Annotated in this window: 18 protein-coding genes; 15 read left to right on the top strand and 3 right to left on the bottom strand. The window is 54.7% G+C overall.

Translation table 11 applies throughout. The annotated features are described in order from the left end of the window. The first annotated feature begins 50 nt into the window (after positions 1 to 50). Positions 51 to 509, top strand: coding sequence for an Lrp/AsnC family transcriptional regulator (locus ACN0WX_RS00255; RefSeq protein ID WP_417620218.1), 459 nt, complete (start codon positions 51 to 53; stop codon positions 507 to 509). Positions 510 to 577: 68 nt separating this feature from the next. On the opposite strand, the gene ACN0WX_RS00250 is transcribed toward ACN0WX_RS00255, so the two are convergent. Further along, positions 578 to 1,216, bottom strand: a complete 639-nt coding sequence (locus ACN0WX_RS00250) for a helix-turn-helix domain-containing protein (protein ID WP_417620216.1) — start codon at positions 1,214 to 1,216, stop codon at positions 578 to 580. A gap of 129 nt (positions 1,217 to 1,345) precedes the next feature. On the opposite strand from ACN0WX_RS00250, the gene ACN0WX_RS00245 reads away from it, so the two are divergent. The 8 genes from ACN0WX_RS00245 (at position 1,346) to ACN0WX_RS00210 (ending at position 13,628) form a co-directional block, all read left to right on the top strand. Beyond that, positions 1,346 to 3,325: a serine hydrolase domain-containing protein gene (locus ACN0WX_RS00245; protein ID WP_417620214.1), complete on the top strand. Its 1,980-nt coding sequence runs from the start codon at positions 1,346 to 1,348 to the stop codon at positions 3,323 to 3,325. An 11-nt stretch (positions 3,326 to 3,336) separates the two neighbouring features. Then, positions 3,337 to 4,332, top strand: a complete 996-nt coding sequence (locus tag ACN0WX_RS00240; protein ID WP_417620212.1) for a dipeptide epimerase — start codon at positions 3,337 to 3,339, stop codon at positions 4,330 to 4,332. A 203-nt stretch (positions 4,333 to 4,535) separates the two neighbouring features. Beyond that, on the top strand, positions 4,536 to 6,731 hold the full coding sequence (locus ACN0WX_RS00235) for a TonB-dependent receptor (protein ID WP_417620210.1): 2,196 nt from the start codon (positions 4,536 to 4,538) through the stop codon (positions 6,729 to 6,731). Positions 6,732 to 6,752: 21 nt separating this feature from the next. Then, complete coding sequence (locus ACN0WX_RS00230) at positions 6,753 to 7,793, top strand: DUF1611 domain-containing protein (protein ID WP_417620208.1); 1,041 nt, start codon at positions 6,753 to 6,755, stop codon at positions 7,791 to 7,793. Further along, entirely contained in the window at positions 7,790 to 8,938 is a 1,149-nt protein-coding gene (locus ACN0WX_RS00225; protein WP_417620206.1) for a hypothetical protein, read from the top strand. The genes ACN0WX_RS00230 and ACN0WX_RS00225 overlap by 4 nt, the downstream gene beginning before the upstream one ends. Continuing rightward, positions 8,931 to 10,511 carry a serine hydrolase gene (locus ACN0WX_RS00220; RefSeq protein WP_417620205.1) on the top strand — a complete coding sequence of 527 codons (1,581 nt, stop codon included), beginning with the start codon at positions 8,931 to 8,933 and terminating at the stop codon, positions 10,509 to 10,511. Before ACN0WX_RS00225 ends, ACN0WX_RS00220 begins: the two co-directional genes overlap by 8 nt. Continuing rightward, a complete protein-coding gene (locus ACN0WX_RS00215; RefSeq protein WP_417620203.1) occupies positions 10,508 to 11,701 on the top strand; it encodes a dipeptidase in 1,194 nt (397 codons plus the stop codon). Before ACN0WX_RS00220 ends, ACN0WX_RS00215 begins: the two co-directional genes overlap by 4 nt. Positions 11,702 to 12,149: 448 nt before the next feature. Beyond that, positions 12,150 to 13,628, top strand: coding sequence for an AMP-binding protein (locus tag ACN0WX_RS00210; RefSeq protein WP_417620201.1), 1,479 nt, complete (start codon positions 12,150 to 12,152; stop codon positions 13,626 to 13,628). A 21-nt stretch (positions 13,629 to 13,649) separates the two neighbouring features. Here the strand turns inward: ACN0WX_RS00210 and ACN0WX_RS00205 are convergent, their stop codons facing one another. Together ACN0WX_RS00205 and ACN0WX_RS00200 are read right to left on the bottom strand one after the other, a co-directional pair. Beyond that, complete coding sequence (locus tag ACN0WX_RS00205; protein WP_417620200.1) at positions 13,650 to 14,339, bottom strand: TetR/AcrR family transcriptional regulator; 690 nt, start codon at positions 14,337 to 14,339, stop codon at positions 13,650 to 13,652. Between the two features lie 119 nt (positions 14,340 to 14,458). Beyond that, positions 14,459 to 14,734, bottom strand: coding sequence for a hypothetical protein (locus ACN0WX_RS00200; protein WP_417620198.1), 276 nt, complete (start codon positions 14,732 to 14,734; stop codon positions 14,459 to 14,461). Between the two features lie 17 nt (positions 14,735 to 14,751). Here ACN0WX_RS00200 and ACN0WX_RS00195 point away from each other — a divergent pair, with 17 nt between their 5' ends. From ACN0WX_RS00195 to ACN0WX_RS00170, 6 genes are all read left to right on the top strand, one after another. Next, positions 14,752 to 15,906 carry a serine hydrolase domain-containing protein gene (locus ACN0WX_RS00195; RefSeq protein ID WP_417620196.1) on the top strand — a complete coding sequence of 385 codons (1,155 nt, stop codon included), beginning with the start codon at positions 14,752 to 14,754 and terminating at the stop codon, positions 15,904 to 15,906. 31 nt (positions 15,907 to 15,937) lie between these two features. Then, positions 15,938 to 18,586, top strand: a complete 2,649-nt coding sequence (locus ACN0WX_RS00190; RefSeq protein ID WP_417620194.1) for a TonB-dependent receptor plug domain-containing protein — start codon at positions 15,938 to 15,940, stop codon at positions 18,584 to 18,586. A gap of 163 nt (positions 18,587 to 18,749) precedes the next feature. Beyond that, a complete protein-coding gene (locus tag ACN0WX_RS00185) occupies positions 18,750 to 20,036 on the top strand; it encodes a serine hydrolase domain-containing protein (protein WP_417620193.1) in 1,287 nt (428 codons plus the stop codon). A gap of 292 nt (positions 20,037 to 20,328) precedes the next feature. Beyond that, complete coding sequence (gene exbB, locus ACN0WX_RS00180; protein ID WP_417620191.1) at positions 20,329 to 21,102, top strand: tonB-system energizer ExbB; 774 nt, start codon at positions 20,329 to 20,331, stop codon at positions 21,100 to 21,102. Between the two features lie 4 nt (positions 21,103 to 21,106). Continuing rightward, positions 21,107 to 21,532: a TonB system transport protein ExbD gene (gene exbD / locus ACN0WX_RS00175; protein ID WP_417620189.1), complete on the top strand. Its 426-nt coding sequence runs from the start codon at positions 21,107 to 21,109 to the stop codon at positions 21,530 to 21,532. A 176-nt stretch (positions 21,533 to 21,708) separates the two neighbouring features. Continuing rightward, positions 21,709 to 22,275 carry an energy transducer TonB gene (locus ACN0WX_RS00170; protein WP_417620187.1) on the top strand — a complete coding sequence of 189 codons (567 nt, stop codon included), beginning with the start codon at positions 21,709 to 21,711 and terminating at the stop codon, positions 22,273 to 22,275. Positions 22,276 to 22,287: the final 12 nt, after the last annotated feature.

Below are 22,287 nucleotides of genomic sequence, written 5' to 3'. Positions count from 1 at the left end.
TATTAGATTAGAATAAAATTACCCATTAATATCATATTTAAGGATAAATTATGCTACTCGATAAGTTCGAGCAAAAAATATTGGTGGCGCTTCAAGGCGATGCACGGATTTCGACGGCCGAGCTTGCGGAATCTATTGGCCTTTCCCAATCACCTTGCTGGCGCAGAGTCGACAGGCTGGAACGGGAAGGCTATATTCAAAAACGCGTTGCAATTGTTGATCGACGCAAAGTCGGCCTCAATGCGCAGGTTTTTGCACAGGTAAAACTCAACGCACATGGTCGTGCCAATCTCGATGAATTTTCGGCCGCAATTCACGAATTTCCAGAAGTTCTTGAATGTCATGTGCTCATGGGTGCTGTAGACTTCTTGCTGCGGGTCGTAGCAGCCGATATCGAAGCCTATGAAAAATTCTTTTTTGAAAAGCTTTCCCGACTTCCCGGTGTACAGGAAATCAACTCAACAGTTGCTTTGTCGGAGATTAAATCGACAACGGCTCTTCCAATCTGACATTGGGTGTAATTCTCCTGGATGTTACCCGGACGACGGGCTGCCTTTCGAAGCCCGTGTAACTGGGCTTAAATGGGGTTTGAATGGTCATGTAGATTCAGCAATGAATCCATCAAACCCTCTTCCGCACTAGAGCAAACACCCAGGACAACAGCCACGTCACATCCTTCTGCTGCTACGTACGCGTGGCCCATCAGAGAATCTATATATATACTCTGGCCAGCGTCTACGACGACAGGGTCATAGAATTCAGTATGTACGACGATGCGGCCTTCTATTACATATATGAATTCTTCGCCCTGGTGGCGGACCAGGTCCCCGAACTCACTTGCACTTCTGGCGCGGATTTTTGTGACAATGGGGATCATCCGTTTCTGTCTCAAATCCGTGCAGAGGTAGTGATAATCGTAGTTATCAGTCGTCACTCTGACCGCATTTTCCATCGTACCAACGCTGCGGCGACCGATAATTTTCGGCGAACTGTCCTGTCCGTCTTCCGCAAATAAATCGGACATGCGGATATTGAGGCGCTGGCTTACCTGCTGAAGCTTATCATAAGTCAGCGTCAGACGATCATGTTCAACTTTTGACAAAGTTGAAACCGGAATACCGGACTTGCTGCTCATCTCTTTCAATGTCCAGCCGTTGCGCGAGCGAATGCCGCGCATGACTTGCCCAAGTGTCGGGGGCTTGGATTGCGATGCCATCAATCAAACCACATCTAGGTTGACAATTTTCTAATTAGGATCATTATGTCTCCATTGGGCTTATCGCTCTTACGCAATCATAGGCATTTACGTGAATGCCTGCAAGTCGAAGAATAGAGGGGGTGCTGCATGCGTTTTATCCGGCGGATTATGACAGGGGTGGCGGTGTTGGGCGCAGCGACAATCGCGATGACGAGTCTTTCTGGGCAAGAAAAAAGCAATATAGAGGATGTTTCCGATCAGGCCGTATCCAGTTCGCCCGCCGCACCAGCAACGTTGAATTCGGCGGATGCCGAGGTTTGGATCGATGGATTTCTACCCTACGCCATTGAACGTGGGCAAATTGCTGGTGCCGTGGTGGTCGTTGTCAAAAACGGAAAGCCGATTCTAGAAAAAGGTTACGGCTTCGCGGATGTCGCATCCCGGCGCCCAGTGGATCCGGATAGAACGATGTTTCGGCCCGGCTCCACCTCCAAGTTGTTCACGTGGACTGCAGTTATGCAGCAAGTGGAGGCCGGTAAGCTCGACTTGGATGTTGATGTTAATACCTATCTGGATTTCAGCATTCCTCCCTATCAGGGGAAGGCCATTACGTTACGTAACATACTGACGCACACGGCGGGGTTTGAAGAATCCATCCGCTATTTGATCAGTAATGATCCGAAAGCCGTTTTGTCGCTTGCTGATTATTCGGAGCGAGCGCTGCCGCAGCGAGTATTCGCTCCCGGCACTACGCCGGCATATTCCAACTATGCTACAGCATTGGCAGGCCATATTGTCGAGCGTGTCAGCGGCATACCGTTTGATGATTATGTCGAGCAGCGAATTTTCGAACCGCTTGGTATGCGGCATTCGACATTTCGTCAGCCGCTACCAGAAAAATTCAAGCCATTCATGTCTAGTGGCTACCCGACAATCGGAGAAAAAGCCCAGCCATTTGAAATTGTTATTCCGGCACCTGCTGGAAGTCTTTCGGCGAGCGGCGCGGATATGGCCAGATTCATGATCGCCCACCTTGCGGATGGCGAAGGCTTGATGACGCCGGCGACTGCCAGTCTCATGCATAATTATCACGCGCCCAATATTGGTCCGCTCAACACGATGGCATTGGGCTTTTATGAGCAATGGATCAACGGCCATCGATCAATCGGTCATGGCGGTGATACCGGCTTGTTCCATAGTTATATGTGGTTGTTCCCCGATCAAGACATTGGCCTTTACATATCCCTTAACAGCAGCGGCAAGGAAGGTGCTGCGCAGGCCGTACGGAGCGCGTTTTTTCAGAAATTTGCTGATCGGTATCTTCCCGCTGGCAAGAAATACGCCCCAGTTGACTCCAAAACCGCAAAAGCACACGCTGCCTTAATGGCGGGCCATTATGTGATGAGCCGGGGCTCGTTCACAAATTTTATGAGCCTGTTCGGTTTGTTAAGCCCGACTGAAGTCGCAGTAGGTCCTGATGGTAAAATCATGGTGCCCGCGCTTGATGGCCTGAGTGCTGGTGTACGTGACTGGGTTGAGGTCGAGCCGTTTGTCTGGCGTGACAGTACGACCGGGGAGCGGCTGGCAGCAGAGGTCAAAAATGGTCAGGTTGTGCGATTTAGCATCGATACTTTCTCACCGTTTACGGTGCTTGAGCCAGCTCCGGCCGGAGTCAATGCCGGCTGGCTAATACCGGCGCTGATCGTCGCTCTCGGCCTCACCGCATTGGCGGCGTTCGCTTGGCCCATAAGGGCTCTGGTAAGGAGGCGTTTCAACGCCGAATTCATGTTGCGGGACCGGCCACTACTCGCTTACCGCCTGACGCGCGGCTTTGCGTGGTTGGTGCTACTCGCTGTGGCGGGGTGGACAGGGTTTATTGTCACATTCTCCAGTGACCTCGGCAGTGTTGGCGGTCCTCTTGACTGGTTGATATATTTGCTGCGGCTCATTACCCCGCTGGCCGCATTTGGGCTTTTCGCTACCTCAGTTTGGCATCTTTGGCTATGTTTCAGGGACAAGAGTGGCTGGACAATGAAAGCCGGTGCATTTCTCCTCGTCTTTTCCGGGCTCGTGCTGACATGGGTAACCCTTCAGTTCCACCTATATGGAATTGGGATGGTATATTGATGGCGGGCGTGATGAACGACAAGCTTCAACTTGCTCTTACCGTAGAACAATATCCCTATCGCCAACCGTTCCAGATATCAGGTCATGTTTTTGAAAAGACCTCGGTACTTGTCGCTGAACTATTCGATGGCAAACAGCGCGGCTATGGTGAGGGGGCAGGCGTATATTATCTGGGTGACGATATTGAGCATATGGTCACCCAGGCCGAAAGTGTACGCGAAGCCATAGAGTCCGGCGCCACACGAGAGGATTTACAGAAACTTCTTCCGCCGGGCGGAGCGCGGAACGCGATCGATTGCGCTTATTGGGATCTGGAAGCCAAGCAAAAACAAATTCCGGTGTGGCAACTAATCGGCATTGAAAAGCCGCGCCCGCTTCGTACCACTCTTACCTTAGGTGCCGATGAACCGGAGGCTATGGCCCAAGCTTCTCTAAAGCTAGACCCTGACGCCCCTGTCAAAGTCAAGTTAACCGGCGAATTAGAGCTCGATATCCGTCGGATTGAAGCGCTCCGAAGGGCCCGCCCCAAGGTCTGGATGGGAGTCGACGCGAATCAGGGTTATGATATTGAAACACTACGGAAATTGCTTCCTGCCCTAACTTCCAACCGGATCAGTCAGCTTGAACAGCCGCTAGCCAGAGGCCATGAAAAGGATCTGGACGGCTTTAAACGCCCGCTTCCGTTCGTGGCGGACGAAAGCGCTGTTACGCTCGAAGATACAACAAAACTGATCGGACGATTTGACGTTGTAAATATCAAGCTCGATAAATGCGGCGGGCTGACCGAAGCGCTCGCAATTGCGAGGCTTGCACGCAAGCATGGACTGGATGTCATGGTCGGCAACATGATGGGCTCGAGCCTTTCTATGGCACCCTCATATCTAGTCGGCCAGCTATGCGACATAGTTGATCTGGATGGTCCGACATTCCTCGCCCGGGACCGGCAACCGGGTGTCACCTATCAAGCCGGAACAATAGATTGTCCGGATAATATTTGGGGATCATGAAAATAATAGTCCTGATTGGGTTGACAATTCTCTAATTAGGATGATTATCACATGTACATCGAATAGCTTGGGTAAAGCGTAGCGGTGCACCATCTGTGTTCCGGCTGCTCTTTCAAGACATAATAATCAGGCGATACACGAGTGATATCTCGGCATTGCTATCAGGGAAGGCCTCTCGAACTGAGGCGATTGGGGAATCGGAAATGAAGAATAATAGGTTTTTTTCGAATAGCGGTTTGATCGTTATTGCGTCGATGGCGGCCTCCTGCCCCGTATTCGCACAGGAGCAAGCTGGTACGAACGATAATATTATTGTTGTTACGGCTCAAAAACGTGAGCAGAAATTGCAGGATATTCCCTTCTCTATCAGTGTCGTGAGCGGCGAAGAGTTGCAGGAACAGGGTGCCTCATCGTTGGTAGATTATTCCGGTTATGTGCCAGGCATGCAGGTGACGAGTAGTGGCACACCAGGTCAGGGGACAGTGACGCTACGCGGCATTGCTCCGCTCAGCGGTTCATCGACCGTTGGTACGTATCTAGACGATGCTCCGGTTGGATCGAGCAATATTTATAACCGTGCAAATTCTTTCGCCATCGATCTGCTGCCCTATGACATTCAACGTGTCGAAGTGCTCAAGGGGCCGCAAGGTACGCTTTATGGCGCGAGTTCCATCGGCGGACTGGTAAAATATGTCACTGTTTCACCCAAAACCAGTGGTTATGACGTCCGCGGAGGAGTGGAAATTTTCGATGTAAAGGGCGGCGACGGTTTTGGTTGGGCGGCCAACACTTTGGTCTCCGTTCCGGTGGTTGATGAAAAGCTTGGTGTCAGCGGGAGTTTCTCGTGGCGCAGCACACCTGGTTGGGTGGATAGCGTTAACAATACCGATCTCGACGATCAGAATGATTATGAGCAACGCGGTGGACGTGTGGCGTTATTGTGGACGCCCACTGAAGCCCTGAGTGTTAAGCTCAGCGGTCTGTGGCAATCGATCGATTCCGGAGGCAATGCGCAATATGCGGCAGATCTGGCAGGGAATAATGTCGGCGATGGCCGGTCTTTCAATAATATTCTGGCTGAACCCTTTAATTTCGATCTCGACTATTATGCTGCGACGATCGACTATGATTTTGGTGGTCTCACGTTGACCTCTGCAACAACCTACAGCCAGACACAGTCCAGCCAAAATACCGACGCAACCTATATTTTCGGAGTGTTGTTCCCGTTATTGACGGGCGGCGCTATCCCACCTGGCCTGACCCCATTTACAATTGATCTGGGTCTGGAGAAGTGGACGCAGGAATTCCGCCTGGCTTCCGAAAGCGGTGGGCGCTTTGAGTGGCTGGTCGGTGGTTTCTACACCGAAGAGGACACGACGAATACCCAGTTCATCCCTGCATTTGACATGAACGGCGATCCGATCGCTGCATTGAATCCGTTGGCCATTGCATCCTTGCCGGCGACGTATAAGGAATATGCAGTGTTCGGTAATGGCACATTCCGTTTTAATGAGCAGTTCGAACTGACCGCTGGAATGCGCTGGGCGCATAACAAGCAGACTTTCCGCCAGATCAGTTCGGGTTCTTTAGTGCCTGTAGCGGACGACCCGGGGCAATCTTCCGAAAGTGTCTTCACTTATTCGGTCAGCCCTCAATTCCGCATCAATGAAAATGCGATGATTTATGCGCGCGTTGCTTCCGGCTATCGACCGGGAGGCCCCAATACCAATGTGCCTGGTATCCCGCCACAAGTAGATTCCGATAGCCTAACCAATTATGAAGTTGGCATAAAAGCCGAAACAGCAGGTGGAATGGTCTCGCTTGATGTTGCCGCTTTCTATATGGACTGGAGTGATATCCAGATCACGCGAACTTTTGGTGGCATATCTGGCCAGGCAAATGGTGGCAAGGCCAAGAGTCAGGGAATAGAGGGTACCTTAATTGTCCGTCCAACTGCCGGGCTTTCGTTGACCGCCACAGGTTCCTATACCGACGCAACGCTGAAAGAAGACGCGCCGGAGATTAACGGCCTTGCTGGTGACAGGCTACCCAATACTCCCAAATTCAGCGGTGCTGCGCGGCTTGATTATGGATTTGGATTGGGCGAGCAGGCGAATGGTTCCTTTGGAATTGGAGTGCGCCACTCGGGTGCCCGTCCATCATTGGTGGATAGCGATCCGCTTTCCCTACGCTCCGAACCCTTTACATCGGTAGATATTACCGCCGGGGTGACGTTCGACGAGCATTGGACGCTGCGCGCTTACGCCCGGAACGTTTTCGACAACAGTGGAGATTTAAATCATGCGATAGCTACCGATGGCCTTAATCAGCCAAGCTTTATTTCGATTACGCCGCTACAGCCTCGTACGGTTGGCGTTGCCTTAGAACTCGACTTCTAAGTCAAAGGGAAAATCACGATAATGAACGCCCCACTCAAAAAGTTTGCGGACGTTGCGGTGCTACCGCAACCTTATTTGCTTTTTCTTGGAGACATTGCCGAGCCGAGCTATGCAAAGACAGCCTTTGGCCTTGCGGACTGGGCACCCGAGCGATGTGTTGGAGAATTCTCGATCGGTGAAAATGGGATCACTGTAGGTTTACCGCAAATGTCTCCCGTCGATGCTGTGGCTGCAGGTGCTCGATCACTGGTAATAGGTGTAGCCAATCCGGGAGGTATTCTTCCGGAAAGTTGGATCGGTGCGCTTGTCGAAGCGATCGAGGCGGGACTGGATATTGTTAGTGGGTTGCATGTGCGTCTGAGCGGAATTTCGCCACTTGCGAAAGCAGCCAAACGGACTGGCCGACGGCTTGTAGATGTTCGGACACCACCGACGAACATTCCGGTTGGAACGGGCCGCAAAAGATCCGGAAAAAGACTTCTCACCGTCGGGACCGATTGCGCGCAAGGCAAGAAATATACAGCGCTTGCTCTCCATCGCGCGTTTGTTTCCCTAGGAATAGATGCCGATTTTCGAGCATCAGGCCAGACCGGCATCATGATTGCAGGCCGCGGCATTCCGATGGATGCCGTCATTTCAGATTTTGAATCCGGCGCAGCCGAAATTCTCAGTCCTGACGCGCCGGCTGATCATTGGGACCTGATCGAAGGGCAGGGATCCCTGTTCAATCCTTCCTATGCAGCAGTCTCCTTGGGCTTGCTTCATGGCAGTCAACCTGACGTCTTTGTTGTTTGCCATGATCCCACGCGTCACGCGATTTTAGGAGTAGAGGGTTTCACGCTACCTTCGGTGGAAGAAGTTATCGATATGACTATCCGGCTCGGCAGTCTTACCAATCCTGCTATTCGTTGCGCAGGTGTCAGCCTTAATACATCGAGCATGGAAGCGGATGAAGCCAGCGATCTGATCTCGTTGGAAGAGAGGCGCCTGGGACTTCCGGTGGCAGACCCAATTCGCGGCGGTGAAGCATTTTCGGCACTGGTTATGAATTGCTTTGTATGACCAAAAGGGAGCCGACAGAGGAAGGCACTTTTTTTCAACGCTTCCTGCTGCCGTCTTTCGCGCTCAAGGGAGTCATTATCGGCGGTGGTTATGCCACCGGGCGGGAGCTCACTGAATATTTTTTGAGCCAAGGGCCAGTCGGTGCCCTTCTTGCCATGCTTGTGGCAACAATTATGTGGAGTATCGTCGCTGCTATTACATTTGCTCTCGCGCACCAATTTCGAACCTATGATTACAGAGCATTTATCAGTCAATTGCTAGGCCGCGCCTCTATTGCATTTGAAATTTGCTACCTGCTTTTCTCCATTTTACTACTCGCAGTATTTGGTGCCGCTGCAGGTGAAGTCAGCGCAAGTCTTTTCGCAACGCCCGCGATCATCGGAACGCTGGCCCTTGCAATCTGCATTACAGTTATCGCCGGACTTGGCGAAAAAGCGGTCGAAACGATGTTCAAATATGTCTCCGCACTGCTCTATACCATATATGCAATTTTCTTGGTTATTGCACTTTCCCGCTTTGGCGAGCGGATTGATGCCGTCTTTGAAATCGGGGGTGTTGAGCCCGGTTGGCCGATTTCTGGATTGACCTATGGAATTTACAATATTGTTGCGGCTGTCATGATCCTGCCCGTTTTACGGCATCTGGGTTCGCGGCGCGATGCATTGATTGCAGGCGCCATAGCCGGTCCCTTGGCCATCGTGCCGGCACTTGCCTTTTTGATTGCGATGGTAGGATTTTTCCCCGCCATCCTGTCGGAGGCTTTGCCATCGGATTATATCTTGCAACGAATGGGCAGTCCGGCCTTTCGTTTCGCATTCCAAATCATGGTTTTCGGCGCACTGCTGGAAAGTGGCGTTGGTGTTATCCACGCCCTCAACGAACGTGCGATCGCGTTTCGCTACTCACGAAAAGGGGTTGTGGACCCTTCTCGCTGGTTTAGGCCAGCACTGACAGTATCCATCCTCGCCGGTTGCATGTTTATCGCAAACAGGATCGGGCTCGTGGATCTTATTGCCTCTGGCTACCGGTTTATGGCGATTGTATTTTTTGTGACATTTGTGGTTCCGTTGCTGACGATCGGCACTGTGAAATTGAAGCGACATTCCCAAAGCTCGTCCAAACAAGAAGGTACTGCTTATGATTAAGATATTGCGCATTGCTCTGGTCGTGCCCCTCGTCCTGATCGTAACGCCGGCTGGTGCAAAACCGCCGGTCGATTTTGAACAACGGGTTGAACAATTGCGCCGGGATTCAGGTGCTCCTGGTGTTGCGATTGCGATTGTGGAGGAAGGCAAGACAACGCTTGCGCGTGGCTGGGGCGTTCGCAAGCTTGGTGAGGCCGCTCGGGTTGACGCGGATACCATTTTTCAGACCGGTTCCACCGGCAAGGCCTTTACCGTAGCTGCGCTTGCGGTGCTGGTTGATGAAGGCAGACTCGGCTGGGACGACAAGCTTATCGATCATATGCCGTGGTTCCGTATGTACGACCCGTGGGTCACAAATGAAATGACCGTACGCGATTTACTGGTTCACAGAAGCGGTCTGGGACTTGGTGCAGGCGATCTGTTATATGTGCCTCGGACCCGTCTCACGCGAAAGGAGACAGTCGAGCGCCTGCGCTACATAAAGCCGGCCACCAGTTTTCGGTCTAATTACGCCTATGACAATATTCTGTATGTCGTAGCGGGGCAGTTGATTGAGGAAATCACTGGACGAACGTGGGAAGATTTTGTTGCCACCGAAATCTTGAAGCGCGGCGGAATGGATAATTCAACTTCTACATATGAAGCGCGATATGCCACAAAGAACCGAGCATTTCCGCATGCCAGAATCCAGGGAAAGTTGCGCGGTGACGGACCCAATGTGGTGCTTGACGAGCGCGATGAGCTCGGTCGCAACGCGATGCCGGCGGGCGGTCTGGCGATGAGTGCGAACGACTTGGCACAATGGCTCAAGATTCAGTTGGGACATGGCGCACTGCCTGAGGGTGGCCGCCTGTTTAGCGAGGAAGCAGCGAACGAAATGTGGACGCCCGTCACACCCATGCCTCTGACCCAATGGCCTGGCGAGCTGGCTCCGTTATCGCCAAAATTCAGCGCTTATGCTTTGGGGTGGCAAGTAGAGGATTATCGCGGTGCAAAACTAATCTGGCATGGTGGGGGTGTATTTGGGGCCATTACAATGGTCGTTATGCTGCCTGATCAGGATGTCGGCTTTGCTATCGTCATAAACTCGGAAGAAGCAGCTCTTCGACGCGGACTGATGTACGAACTGCTAGACCATTATCTGGGACTCCCGTTTAATCACTGGCCAGCCAAGTGGGACCGTTTCGTGAAAGAGCGACTGGCAGGAGGCAAGGCGGCTTTGGCCCAGATTCACGACAAGCCGGTGAATGTCGGGCCATCTCTTGCAACGAAAAGCTATGCAGCAACCTATAGTGACCCCTGGTACGGCAAGGTGGTGGTCAGTGAACGCGATGGCGGCTTGTGGATCAACTTTGCCAGTACACCGCGGATGGAGGGCAAGCTCGTCCATTACCAATATGATACGTTTCGAACCGAGTTTACGGATCCCGCGCTAGAACCGGCGCTGGTGACTTTCCAACTGGATGCAACTGGAGCGGTCGAGCGTGTCAAGATGGTGGCCGCGTCCCCTCTTGCGGACTTCAGTTACGATTATCGCGACCTCGATCTCACTCCAATGCGAGAAGCAAAATGATCAAGAAATTCTCACTGGTCGGTGTGTTGGCGCTGCTTTCAGGATGCGCATCGACACCGGCACCCGGGACGATAGATACGGCAGCAGTTCACCGCAACCTGCTCGTGCTCGATACGCATCTCGATACGCCGATTAACTTCGGTCGGTCCGGTTGGGATTTCTCGGCACGCCACAGTTTGGAGAATGACATTGCTCAGGTTGACCTCGGGAGAATGGCTGACGGCAATCTTGATGGTGGATTTTTCGTTATATATACAGAGCAGGGTGCCCTGTCCGCTGAGGGTTATCGCGACGCTCTTGCTTTCGCGAGAGCAAGATCGGAAACGATAGACAGGGAAATTGACAAATTTCCGAGTTTGATAGGCAAGGCCACAAGTGTGGTGGATGCCAAAAAGCTTTCGACAGCGGGCAAGCTCATAGCATTCAAGAGTATCGAGAATAGTTATCCGTTGGGTGAAGATTTATCGCTACTCGAGGAATTCTATAGAAACGGCGTTCGAATGGCCGGCCCCGTCCATTCGGGCACAAACCAGTTTGCAGACTCGGCGACGGATGAGCCAAAGTGGAATGGGCTAAGTCCGCTTGGACGGAAGTGGGTTACCGAAATGAACCGCCTGGGGATGGTGATTGACGCCAGCCATTCATCGGATGCGACCTTTGATCAATTGATCGAACTTTCGCGGACACCCGTTATTCTTTCGCACAGTTCACCACGCTGGGCTTTTGACCATCCGCGCAATCTTGATGACAAGCGAATTCGTCGGCTAGCCGAAGCCGGCGGCGCGATGTGTATGTCGACTATTTTCATGAGTAGCATGAAGATGAGCGCTGAACGCGCCCGCCTGTTTGAGCGCTATGAACATATTGCAGATCTCACTGTGGCGGAACAATCAGAGCTTGTGTTGCAGTGGCGCAGGCTTGATCAAACCGAGCCGATGTGGGCGACAAGCTTTGACGAATATATTGCGGCTTTACTTCACCTGATCATCGTAGCGGGTGTTGATCATGTCTGTTTCGGAGCCGACTGGGATGGGGGTGGCGGCATCGACGGACTCAGGGATATTTCAGGCTTGCCGCTGATCACGGAACGCCTGTTGGCAGAAGGCTATACAGCCGACCAAATTGAAAAAATGACAAGCGGTAACGTACTCCGGCTATTGCGGGCGGCAGAGTTGGCCAAAAAAAATTAGGCGCAAAATAGCGATCGAAACCAACTTTTGTTATTTCGCGATCATGGACTGAGTGCGTAGTCGTAGAATTACACTCCGACTGGCGGGATACTATTTGGGCAGATAACGGGCGATCCGATCTGCTTGCGAACGTGCGCCTCTTCCAAATCAAAGACAAGCCAATCGATAGTGCTGTTAGCCTTCTATTGCCCTCTGGAACAAACATCGGCGCGACCAGATCGGCCCGCCACTGGGTGCATCAAACGCGACCGAAGTCAGAATCCTCGAGAGAAAAATTCCTTTCGTCAGACTGATACTGAGCACCAATAGAGCTGCGTGAGCAGAATATCTTCTTGTTATTAATTTAGCACTAAATTAATAACTTGTTTATCCATGTCCACCAGCTCTTGCGTGCGTGCCACTAGAAATGTGCCGTCGACAAGGGATTGTCCAGAAAGCCATTACCGTTATGCCGAGTCATCAAGTCACATTAAGTTCCATTCTTGCTTATCATGCTCGTCGTGCGCCGATGCGCGTGGCACTGATCGTGGATGACATCGCGATCACCTATGACGAGCTAGACGCCCGCACGAACCAGCGCGCCCGGATGCTCGCTGCTCATGGCGTTGGTGGAGGTGATTTCGTCACGGTTGCGCTTCCCAACGGCGTAGAATTTTATGAGACAGTTTTCGCGATCTGGAAGCTTGGCGCGATTCCCAATATCGTATCGGCCAAGCTCGCGCGTCCGGAATTGGAGGCGATCCTCGACATCGTTCGTCCGAAGCTATTTCTGGGCTCGGCTCCACCTGCCGATATTCCAGTGTTGGCCAGCGACAAAGCCGGCGCCCAACAATATTCTGCAGATCCGCTAGCAGAAGTGATTTCACCCCATTGGAAAGCAATGACGAGCGGTGGGTCTACCGGCAGGCCGAAGGTTATCGTGGATGCCATGCCGGCAATATGGAACCCGCAGGAGGGCTTTCTTGGCCAGCGTCCGGGCGACACGATCCTTAATCCCGGTCCGCTTTATCACAATGCCCCTTTCCACTGCATCAACATGGGGCTGTTCGTGGGTGCCACTATTGTGGAGATGGGCAGATTCGACGCGCTGCGCGCGCTGGAACTGATCGAGGCCCACCATGTCGACTGGGTTACGATGGTTCCCACGATGATGCACCGCATCTGGCGCTTGGGACCGGACGTGTTGTCGCGCTTTGAACTGCCCAGCCTGCGCATGATGCTCCATATGGCAGCCCCATGCGCGCCCTGGCTCAAGGAAGCGTGGATTGACTGGCTCGGCAGCGAGCGTGTCTGGGAATATTATGGCACGACCGAGGGTACGGGATCGACGATGATCTCGGGTACCGACTGGCTGGCCCGCCGCGGCTCTGTCGGCCGGGTTCGCGAAGGGTATGCCATGAAAATTCTGGATGCCGAGGGGGAAGAATGTCCGACCGGTGAAGTGGGTGAGATATTCTTCCGGCCAGAGGGCGGGCCGGGATCAACCTATCATTATATGGGCAGCGCCTCGCGGCGTGTCGGCGAATGGGAGGCACCGGGTGATCTGGGACGGGTTGATGCCGAGGGCTATCTCTATCTTTCCGACCGTCGCAACGATCTGATCATTTCGGGAGGAGCCAATATCTACCCGCAAGAGGTTGAAGCTGCACTGGAGGCCCATCCGGGCGTGCGCAGCAGCGCAGTCATCGGCTTGCCCGACGAGGATTGGGGTGCGGTTGTTCACGCGATCGTTCAACCCGTCGAGGGATGCACGCCGGACGAACGGGAACTGCTCGATTTCGTCGGGGAACGGTTGACGCGCTACAAGCTGCCCAAGCGGATCGAATTCACGACGGAGCCGTTACGCGACGAAGCTGGAAAGGTACGCCGCGCTGCGCTGCGGGAGGCGCGACTGGCGGAAATCGAAAGGGAGACATTGTCGTCCTGAGCAGCGTTTAATCGCGAGTGATCAGGCGGGTGTCGCTTTCTTGTTCTGGTACACCGCGTCAAAACCCCCTGCCATGAAGGTGACAAAACGGTCGCGAACCGCTTCGAAATCATCGGATAGGCAGAGCTTGTCTGACAAGCGGTCGATACGGCCGGTACGGGACAAGATCAGCGTATAGGCACCCGAGGTAAACTGAAAGCTCCAGAAAAGATCCTCGGGTTCGGCATCGGGCAGGGCCTTTTTGAGCAGGCCGATCAGCCGCAACACCAGCGGATCGAAATAGAGGTCCATCTTTTCCACGCCATAGCCGGGGGCGTTGTTGACCTGTGCAAAAATCCGTCCGAAATCCCGCCAACCCTGATCGCCTTCGATATAGACGTCGAAAGCGGCATCATAATAAGCGCGCAGGGCGCCCTCGACCGTTGGGCAATCGCCGACTTCCGCTTCATAGGCGTCCAAACCTTCGGTCCGCGTCGCCACCGCATATTCCATCCGGCGTTCGAAAACGGCATCGAACAGTGCTTGCTTGCCATCAAAATAATAATGGATCAGCGCCGGATGAATGCCCATTCCGTCGGCGACATCCTTAATCGTGACGCCAAAATATCCGAATTTCGCAAACAGGCCCTCGCTTGTGTCGAGGATCGTTTTTACGCTTTCAGCCCGCTGCTCGGCGCGGGTGCGGCGGGCTTTGCGTTTAGGGGCGGGCATAACCTTTAACCTTCCTTGATTGTCGGTCTGATTGAGAGACCATCTGCTGGATTTCAGAAGTGGGACCATGGGACAGCGCTTTCATTCGGTCAAGGGGCTGAACATTCATTTATTTAGCGCTAAATAAATGAACTTGACTTGTCGGCGTGACCCGGTCTAACGCCCTTCAAAATAAGAATGGCGATCGGCGCTGAGCTGATCAGCGGAACAGGAAAAGCGGCGTAATCGTTGCAATTGGAGGGGATTAAAGATGCGGAAATCGCTGCTACTGACAGCTTGCGTTCTGGCCACATTCCACTCCCATGGTGCGGCACAAGCACCCGATTATCCGCCTGCGGACAATTCCGCAGTTGCGGAAGATACGCAGTATAAACTGCAATCTCTTTTTGATGCATATGTTGGATCCGGAAAAATGCCCGGGATTGTTGCCGCGATTGGACAGGGCGATGCGCCACCGACGTTCATTTCGTCGGGCCGGATTTCCGATGATGCCGACGCGCGCCCAGCCGGTCCGGACAGTCTGTGGCGTATCTACTCAATGACAAAACCGGTCACGGCCATGGCCGCAATGATGCTCGTGGAAGAGGGCAGGCTGGAACTCGACCAGCCGATCAGCGACTTCATTCCGGCATTCGGGAATATGCGGGTGCTGGAGGCACCCGATCATTCGCTGGCAAGCCGTCCGGCGAAACAAGCGATCACGGTCCGCCATCTGCTCACCCATACCAGCGGTCTGTCCTATCAGTTCCTGGGACCGAAGACATTACGCCAGGAATATGATCGCCTCGGCCTGCTCGGCGGACGCGCAGACGCCGCAGGGCGCGAACGACAGCCATCAACCCTTGAGGGTTTCGCGGACCGGGTCGCGACACTGCCGCTGCTTGCCGAGCCTGGAACGCAATGGAACTATTCGGTCGGTATCGATATATTGGGCCGCGTGATCGAAGTGGCGTCCGGCATGCCATTCGACCGGTTCGTGCAGATGCGGATACTCGACCCGCTTGGCATGAAGTCCACCTACTGGACCATTCCGGCCTCTGCTGCCGGGCGTCTGGCTACAAATTATGCCTGGGTGGAAGGGCGACGTGTACCTGTTGATCCGGGCGCAAGTTCAGATTGGTTGCGACCCAACGGCGTGACCTATGGCGGATCGGGACTTGTCTCGTCGGCACGGGATTATGACCGGTTCCTCCAAATGCTCGCCGGCCACGGGTGTGTCGATGGCGTTCGCTTGTTGGATCGAGAGACCGTCACCCTCGCATTGTCAAATCTGCTGCCGCCAGGTGTGCAGCGCATTGGTGAAGGCACGCCTGATACGACGGCAGCGGAAGGCTTCGGTGCGGGCGGCTGGGTTTATCTCACAGATGTCCCGCAGGGAGTTCGGGCGGGAACTTATGGCTGGTTTGGCGCAGCCGGTACAATCGCGTTCATCGACCCGGAAACGAATGTCCGGGTGACCGTGATGGTCAATTATTTCCCGGCCACCAAATGGCCAGTGCACAGCGATATTGTACGAACAATCTACGCAAATTCAAACCAAATATCCGGTCAACATCAAATAAAATAACGATTAATCATCAAAACGGAGGGAGAATATTATGACGAGAACTTGCAAGGCTAACAGACAAATCGCCCTGTGCGGTACATCGGTTTTGGCGGCATTGATGGCGGTTGTTCAACCCGCAATGGCACAAACTTCGAACGAAACGAGTCAAGCCACCGACGAGACAGCGGGCAGCCCGGAGGGAGAATCTGCTGCTGCAAAGGATATCATCGTGGTCACCGGAACGAGTATCCGCGGCGTACCGCCGACCGGTTCAAATCTGATCGGTGTCACGCGTGAAGACATTGCGATCATTGGTGCCACAACCACGCCAGACCTGCTCGCCAGCGTCCCGCAACTCAACAGTTTCAACACCGCGCCAAGGGCCAATAATGCTGGTGCCGGGTCCTTTGCGCCGGGCCTGCGCAGCTTGCCGGCCAGCGCGACCTTGCCGCTGATGAACGGCCATCGTCTGGTTGCCGGTGGTGCGAACGAAACCAATCCTGATTTCCCGTTTCTCCCGGAACTTGCGATAGAGCGGGTAGAGATCGTTGCTGACGGGGCATCCTCGATATACGGTTCCGATGCCATTGCCGGTGTTGTGAACTTCATCACCCGCAAAAATTACGCCGGCGTCGAAGCGTCGGTGCGTTACGGGATGGCTGACGATTATGACAGTTTCAGCGCAGGCGGACTGGTCGGAGAAGAATGGGGCAGCGGTTCCATTCTGGCGGCTTACCAATATAGCGAAAATGGCAATATAACCGGACGGGATCGCGATTATCGGATGCAGGACTTCCGTTCATCCGGTGGAGTAGACACGCGCGGAACGGTTTGCCCTGTGGCGAACGTTCTGGTCGGAGCCGCCGTTTATGCGGCTCCCAGCCTCGCGCCGGGCATCAACTATTGCGATAATGGGGCTCCGGTCGACCTGTTGCCGGCGTCGCGTCTGCACAGCGTCTTCCTTTCGGCCCAGCAGGAGCTGGGAAGCCGTGTCAAGCTTTGGGGTGAAGTCCTCTATTCCGACCGCAAGGACACGGTACAGGCGGCGATCCCCAGCCAGACTGTCGTGCTGACTCCCGGCAATCCATTTTTCCAGGCTCCCCCGGGGACGGTGCCAGCCTTTGAGGTCGTATATTTCCGGCCCGACAATCTCGTCGGTGCGGATCATTTTGACCAGCAATATCGCGTGAAGACCGGCAATTCGTCGGCTGGCGTCGACGTCAGCCTGTTCGACGATTTCAACTTGAGCATTTACGGGACTTACGACTGGGGCAAGCATGTCGCGCATCAGCCGTTGATCAATCCGGCGGCGCTCGCCGCGGCTGCAGCCGGAACCACGCCCGCTACGGCTCTCGATCCTTTTGGTCAGGGCACTGCGTCGGCAGTCGTTGACGCGATCACGGACTATTCGGTCGATGTCACGATCCAGCAGCGAACCAAGCTTGGCGCCATCAAGCTCGACGGGCCGCTATTCGATCTTCCCGGCGGGCAGATGAAGGTCGCCGTAGGCGGCGAATATCGACACGAATCCTTTCAACAGCGCGGTTTTGTAGGCGCGACACCCGTACCCGAGGATCTCAGCCGCAATATCGAGTCTGTCTATGGTGAACTGTTCGTGCCGCTCTTCGGACCGGGCAACGAAGCGCCGTTCATGCATCGCCTGTCGCTGTCGCTGTCGGGCCGATATGATCATTACAGCGACTTCGGATCGACAAGCAATCCGAAGATCGGGATCGACTGGGCCCCGGTTGAAGGCGTTACATTCCGCGGAACTTATGGCCGTTCATTCCGGGCGCCGGGTCTACGTGACGTCGGTGCGACCGTCGGCGCTTATTATCTTGATGCCGCCAGCGCGGCGGTTGGTGCACGCGATCCATTGCGCGGCGCAAACCAGGTCAACACTGTATATCTGCTCGGTGGCAACAAGGACCTGCAACCGGAAAAGGCACGCACCTATTCGCTGGGCGTCGATCTGAATCCTAGTTTCCTGCCCGGTTTCCGCGCCTCGGCGACATTCTATGATATCGAATTTACCGATGTAATCGGAACACCGCCGACGAGTTTGGTATTCACCGATCCCACCTTTGCATCGGTCGTCTTCCGCGATCCGACGGCGGCCCAGCTCAGCAGCCTGCTTTCGATTGCTGTACCGGTCAATTTGCCGACACCGTTGCCAGCAATCGGCAACGCGCTCGATTTGCGGCGCGGCAATTTCGGCGTGCGCAAAACCAACGGCCTCGACTTCGACGTCAATTATCAGCGGCCAACCAGTTTCGGGACCGTTTACGCAGGCGTGGCTGGCAACTATATCTTCAAATTCGACACCCAGCTGTCGCCCACCGCGCCGGTTGCGGACAGCCTCAGTCTCGGCGTACCAAAGGCTACTTTGAGGGTTACGGCGGGTGCTACGGCTGGGCCGGTAAATTTCGTAACCTTCGTCAACTACCGCGATGGTGTCACCAACCTGTATGCCACGCCCACCGGGACGGACACCTACAAGGCCGATCCCTATACGACGGTTGATCTCCGCATTTCGGTGAATTTGCCGGACACTGGACTTGCGTCGGGAACGCAACTGGCCCTTCAGATCAATGACCTGTTTGACAAGAAGCCGCCATTCTTTCCAGGGACCGACGGCATTGGTGGAAATTATAATCCGATCGGTCGGTTTGTGGCTCTCAACTTGCGCAAGAAGTTCTGATTATGGCCACCAAAGCCTTGTTGCTTAGGGGAAACCTTCACTCCGAAATCAGCCAAGCATGGACGACAATATGTTGTCCGTCCGTGCAATCCCGCGGGACGCGTCGCTGCCGTCCTGCGGGGGCTTCCCCGATTTCTTCGGCCGGGTCAGGACTGATTCTTTAATGGTGAATAACTTGAAGGCCCCAGCAGCCGATTTCGATAGCGCAAAGCTCGCTGCAATCGGCCCCGCGCTCCAGGCATTTGTCGATGCCGGAGAACTTGCCGGAATTGTTACGCTGACGTCACAAGCCGGCCGGATCATTCAGTCCGAGACAATCGGCTGGAGTGATATCGTGACCCGGACTCCCATGCGGTCCGATTCACTTTTCCGCATCGCGTCGATGACGAAGCCGATCACCTCGGTGGCGGCGCTGATGCTGCTTGAGGAGGGAAGGCTGGCGCTGGACGACCCGATTGCTCGATGGATCCCCGAACTTGCTGAGCCCGCTGTCCTGCGCGATGCATCCGGACCCCTCGACGATACAGTGTCGGCCCGTCGAGCAATAACCGTGGAAGATTTACTCACACATCGCGCGGGCATCGCCTATGCGCCTTTTTCTGAAGGCCCGATCCAGCAAGCCTATGAAATGGCGCTTGGCGATCCGGGGATGAACCGCATGACTGTTGACGCCTGGCTGGCCGCGCTTGGCTCCTTGCCCTTGGCCTATCAGCCAGGCGAGCGCTTCCACTATGGCCATTCCAGTGATGTTCTCGGTTTTCTGATCGGTCGAATCGAGGCAAAGCCCTTCCGAGAGGTTCTTCAAGAACGAATCTTTACGCCGCTCCTTATGCCAGACACGGATTTCTGGCTACCGGTCGAAAAGCGGAGCCAACTGGCAAGTCTCTATGCCTATGACGAGATGGCGGGCGGGCTCACAAAGGTGGCGCCGGAAATGTACGATGCACCTCCTGCCTATACGCCGGGTGGTGGCGGGTTGATTTCATCGGCCCCCGATTATCTTCGGTTTGCGCAGATGCTTTTGCGCGAAGGAATATTGGACGGGGTGCGCATCTTGCAGCCCGACACGGTGCGGCTGATGCAGATCAACAGGCTGACCGAAGGTCAGCGCCGGGTTCCGTTCGCTGGCATGCCGCTCTGGCAAAAAAGTGGTTTCGGGCTGGGACTCTCAATCGCGGAGGATTTGGTCGACAACCCCTACAGCTTTGGTGCCCCCGGCTCCATCACCTGGCCCGGCATATTCGGAACCTGGTGGCAGGCAGATCCCGTCCACGATCTGATCATGATCTATATGGTCCAGCACCAGGTCCCCGTATCGGCAAATTCGGGTTCGACCATTGCGACGGGGATTGGCGCGGCCGGGCGCGGTGCCCTGCCAGTCTATCAAAATGGCATCTATGGCGCATTGGAAAGCAAATCGGTTTCTCAAAATCATCGCGTTCCAATGTGAAGATGCCGGGGAATCCGCCGATGCTGGATTTATCACTGGGTGGGCCTTGATATTCGTCAGCAGCAATGCGCTTGATATAGAGCCGCGCAAGCGATCCGGCAATCTGTGCCATCGTCGCAGTAGACAGAAGAGTGGGCGGTGTTTTTCCGCTGCCGCGGAGCAACAAGTGCGGTGCAATATATCAACTTATTAGCCCTGGATTAATGAGAATCACTTGCATTAGCATTAGTTAGCTGTAATTGCCCTCTCTGTAATGCGAATGATTCGCAGAAATACTATCAAGGGGGCGAGAGTGGCCAGAAGACGTATGGGGCGTATCTTAAAATCCGTGGCAATTGCGGCAATGCTGACGCCGGCAGGTGCGACCGCTGCCTCACCCATATCCACCATACCCGTCGAGTTGAGTATCGGCGGAATGTTCGCCCAGGCGGACTGGATCGTGAAGATCGTGATTGTCGGCCTGATCATCGCCTCGCTGGTCAGCTGGACGATATTTCTCGCCAAGATTTCAGAGCTGCGCAAGGCAATGGCCGCGGAGCGGATTGTCCATGATGCGGTCGACAAGCTTCGGTCACTTGAGGATGCTACCCGGGATCCGGCCCTGGCCAAGACCGCGCTGGTGCAAGAAGCCTCTGCCGAACTGGTGCTCTCCGCCGATGCCCTGACAGATGGCGACGGTATCAAGGAGCGCATCGTTTCCCGCTTTGAAAGATATGAAGCCGCTCTGTCGCGGCGAATGACGCGCGGTGTCAACATACTCGCCACTATCGGTGCGACGGCGCCGTTTGTCGGACTGTTCGGGACGGTCTGGGGAATCATGAACAGCTTCATCGGCATTGCCGAGAAGCAAACCACCAATCTTGCCGTTGTCGCCCCCGGTATTGCGGAGGCCTTGCTGGCTACTGCGCTGGGCCTGGTCGCCGCCATTCCCGCTGTCGTGATGTACAACCATTTCTCCCGCCAGATTTCCGCCTATCGCGCGCTTGTTTCGGATACGGCCGCCGCCATTTTGCGGCTGGTATCCCGGGACCTCAGCCGTGGCGCGGTAAAGATCGGGAAGGATTGAGAATATGTCGATCCGGCTTTCGGACAATAGCGACGATCTTCCGGTCAATCACGAGATTAACGTCACACCCTTCATTGACGTGATGCTGGTGCTGCTGATTATTTTCATGGTGGCGGCGCCGTTGGCAACTGTGGACGTGAAAGTTGATTTGCCGGTTTCTACGGCCGCTGCAGCACCGAAACCCGACAAGCCGGTATTTTTGTCCATTCAGGCGGATGGCAATATTCTGGTGAACGAAACCGCGGTCTCCCAAGCCGGTCTTGGATCCGCAATCGAGACGGCCACCGGGTCCGACCGGGAGCAGCGGATATTTTTGCGTGCTGACAAGACCATCACCTATGACACGATCATGGGCGCGATGAATGCGCTGCGCTCTGCCGGCTATCTGCATGTTGCCCTGGTGGGCGCGGAATCAGGTTCGGCAAAATGAATGAGGCAATGCTCAGGTCTGACGAAAAACGTCGCTGGGTTTCGGCCGCAGCCGTTGCTGTGGCAGCGCATGGCTTTGTGGCCTTGTCTGCCTTGGCTTGGAAGGCTCCACACGACCCCCCTATCCCTGAACCGGTGGTCCTTGTAGAGCTTCCCCCTGCGAGTGCGAGTGAGGCCGTGTCTGAGCCTGCGCCCGCACCGCAGCCGGAAACTATCCCGCCGCAACAGGCTCTACCGTTCAAGCTACCGCCGGTGCGCGCGCCCCTGCCCGATGATGCTGTGCTGTTGCCGCCCGAGCCGAAGCGTCCGGCAAGGCCGTCCATGCCGATGCCCCAAGTCAACAGTGCGCCGGTGGCAGCATCCGCACCGGCAAGAGCAGAGGCGCCACCAGCCGCTTCCGCCAGCCCGGCCCCTAGCAACAGTTCCGGTAACAGCCCGAAGGCGAAAAAGGAAAAGGCGAACTATTACGCGATGGTCAGCGCGCATCTGAACCAGCGTAAAAAATATCCTACCGAAGCCCGTAAAGCCCGGGAGCAAGGTGTCGTCAAAGTCCGCTTCACGGTCGATCGCGCCGGCAATATTTCAAACGTTTCAATCACCGGCTCCAGCGGCCACGCCATTCTCGATCAGGCGACATTGGATCTGATGCAGCGCGTCGCGCCTCTGCCAACCATGCCCGCCTCGATGGTGCCCGACAAGGTCACCATCTCTTTACCCATTGATTACTCACTCAGAACTCGTTGAAAAAAGGAAAGT

Source organism: Parasphingorhabdus sp., from assembly GCF_048269915.1.
Taxonomy (GTDB): domain Bacteria; phylum Pseudomonadota; class Alphaproteobacteria; order Sphingomonadales; family Sphingomonadaceae; genus Parasphingorhabdus.
The sequence above is the reverse complement of the archived record's forward strand: the minus strand, read 5'-3'. Positions and strand labels throughout refer to the sequence as shown.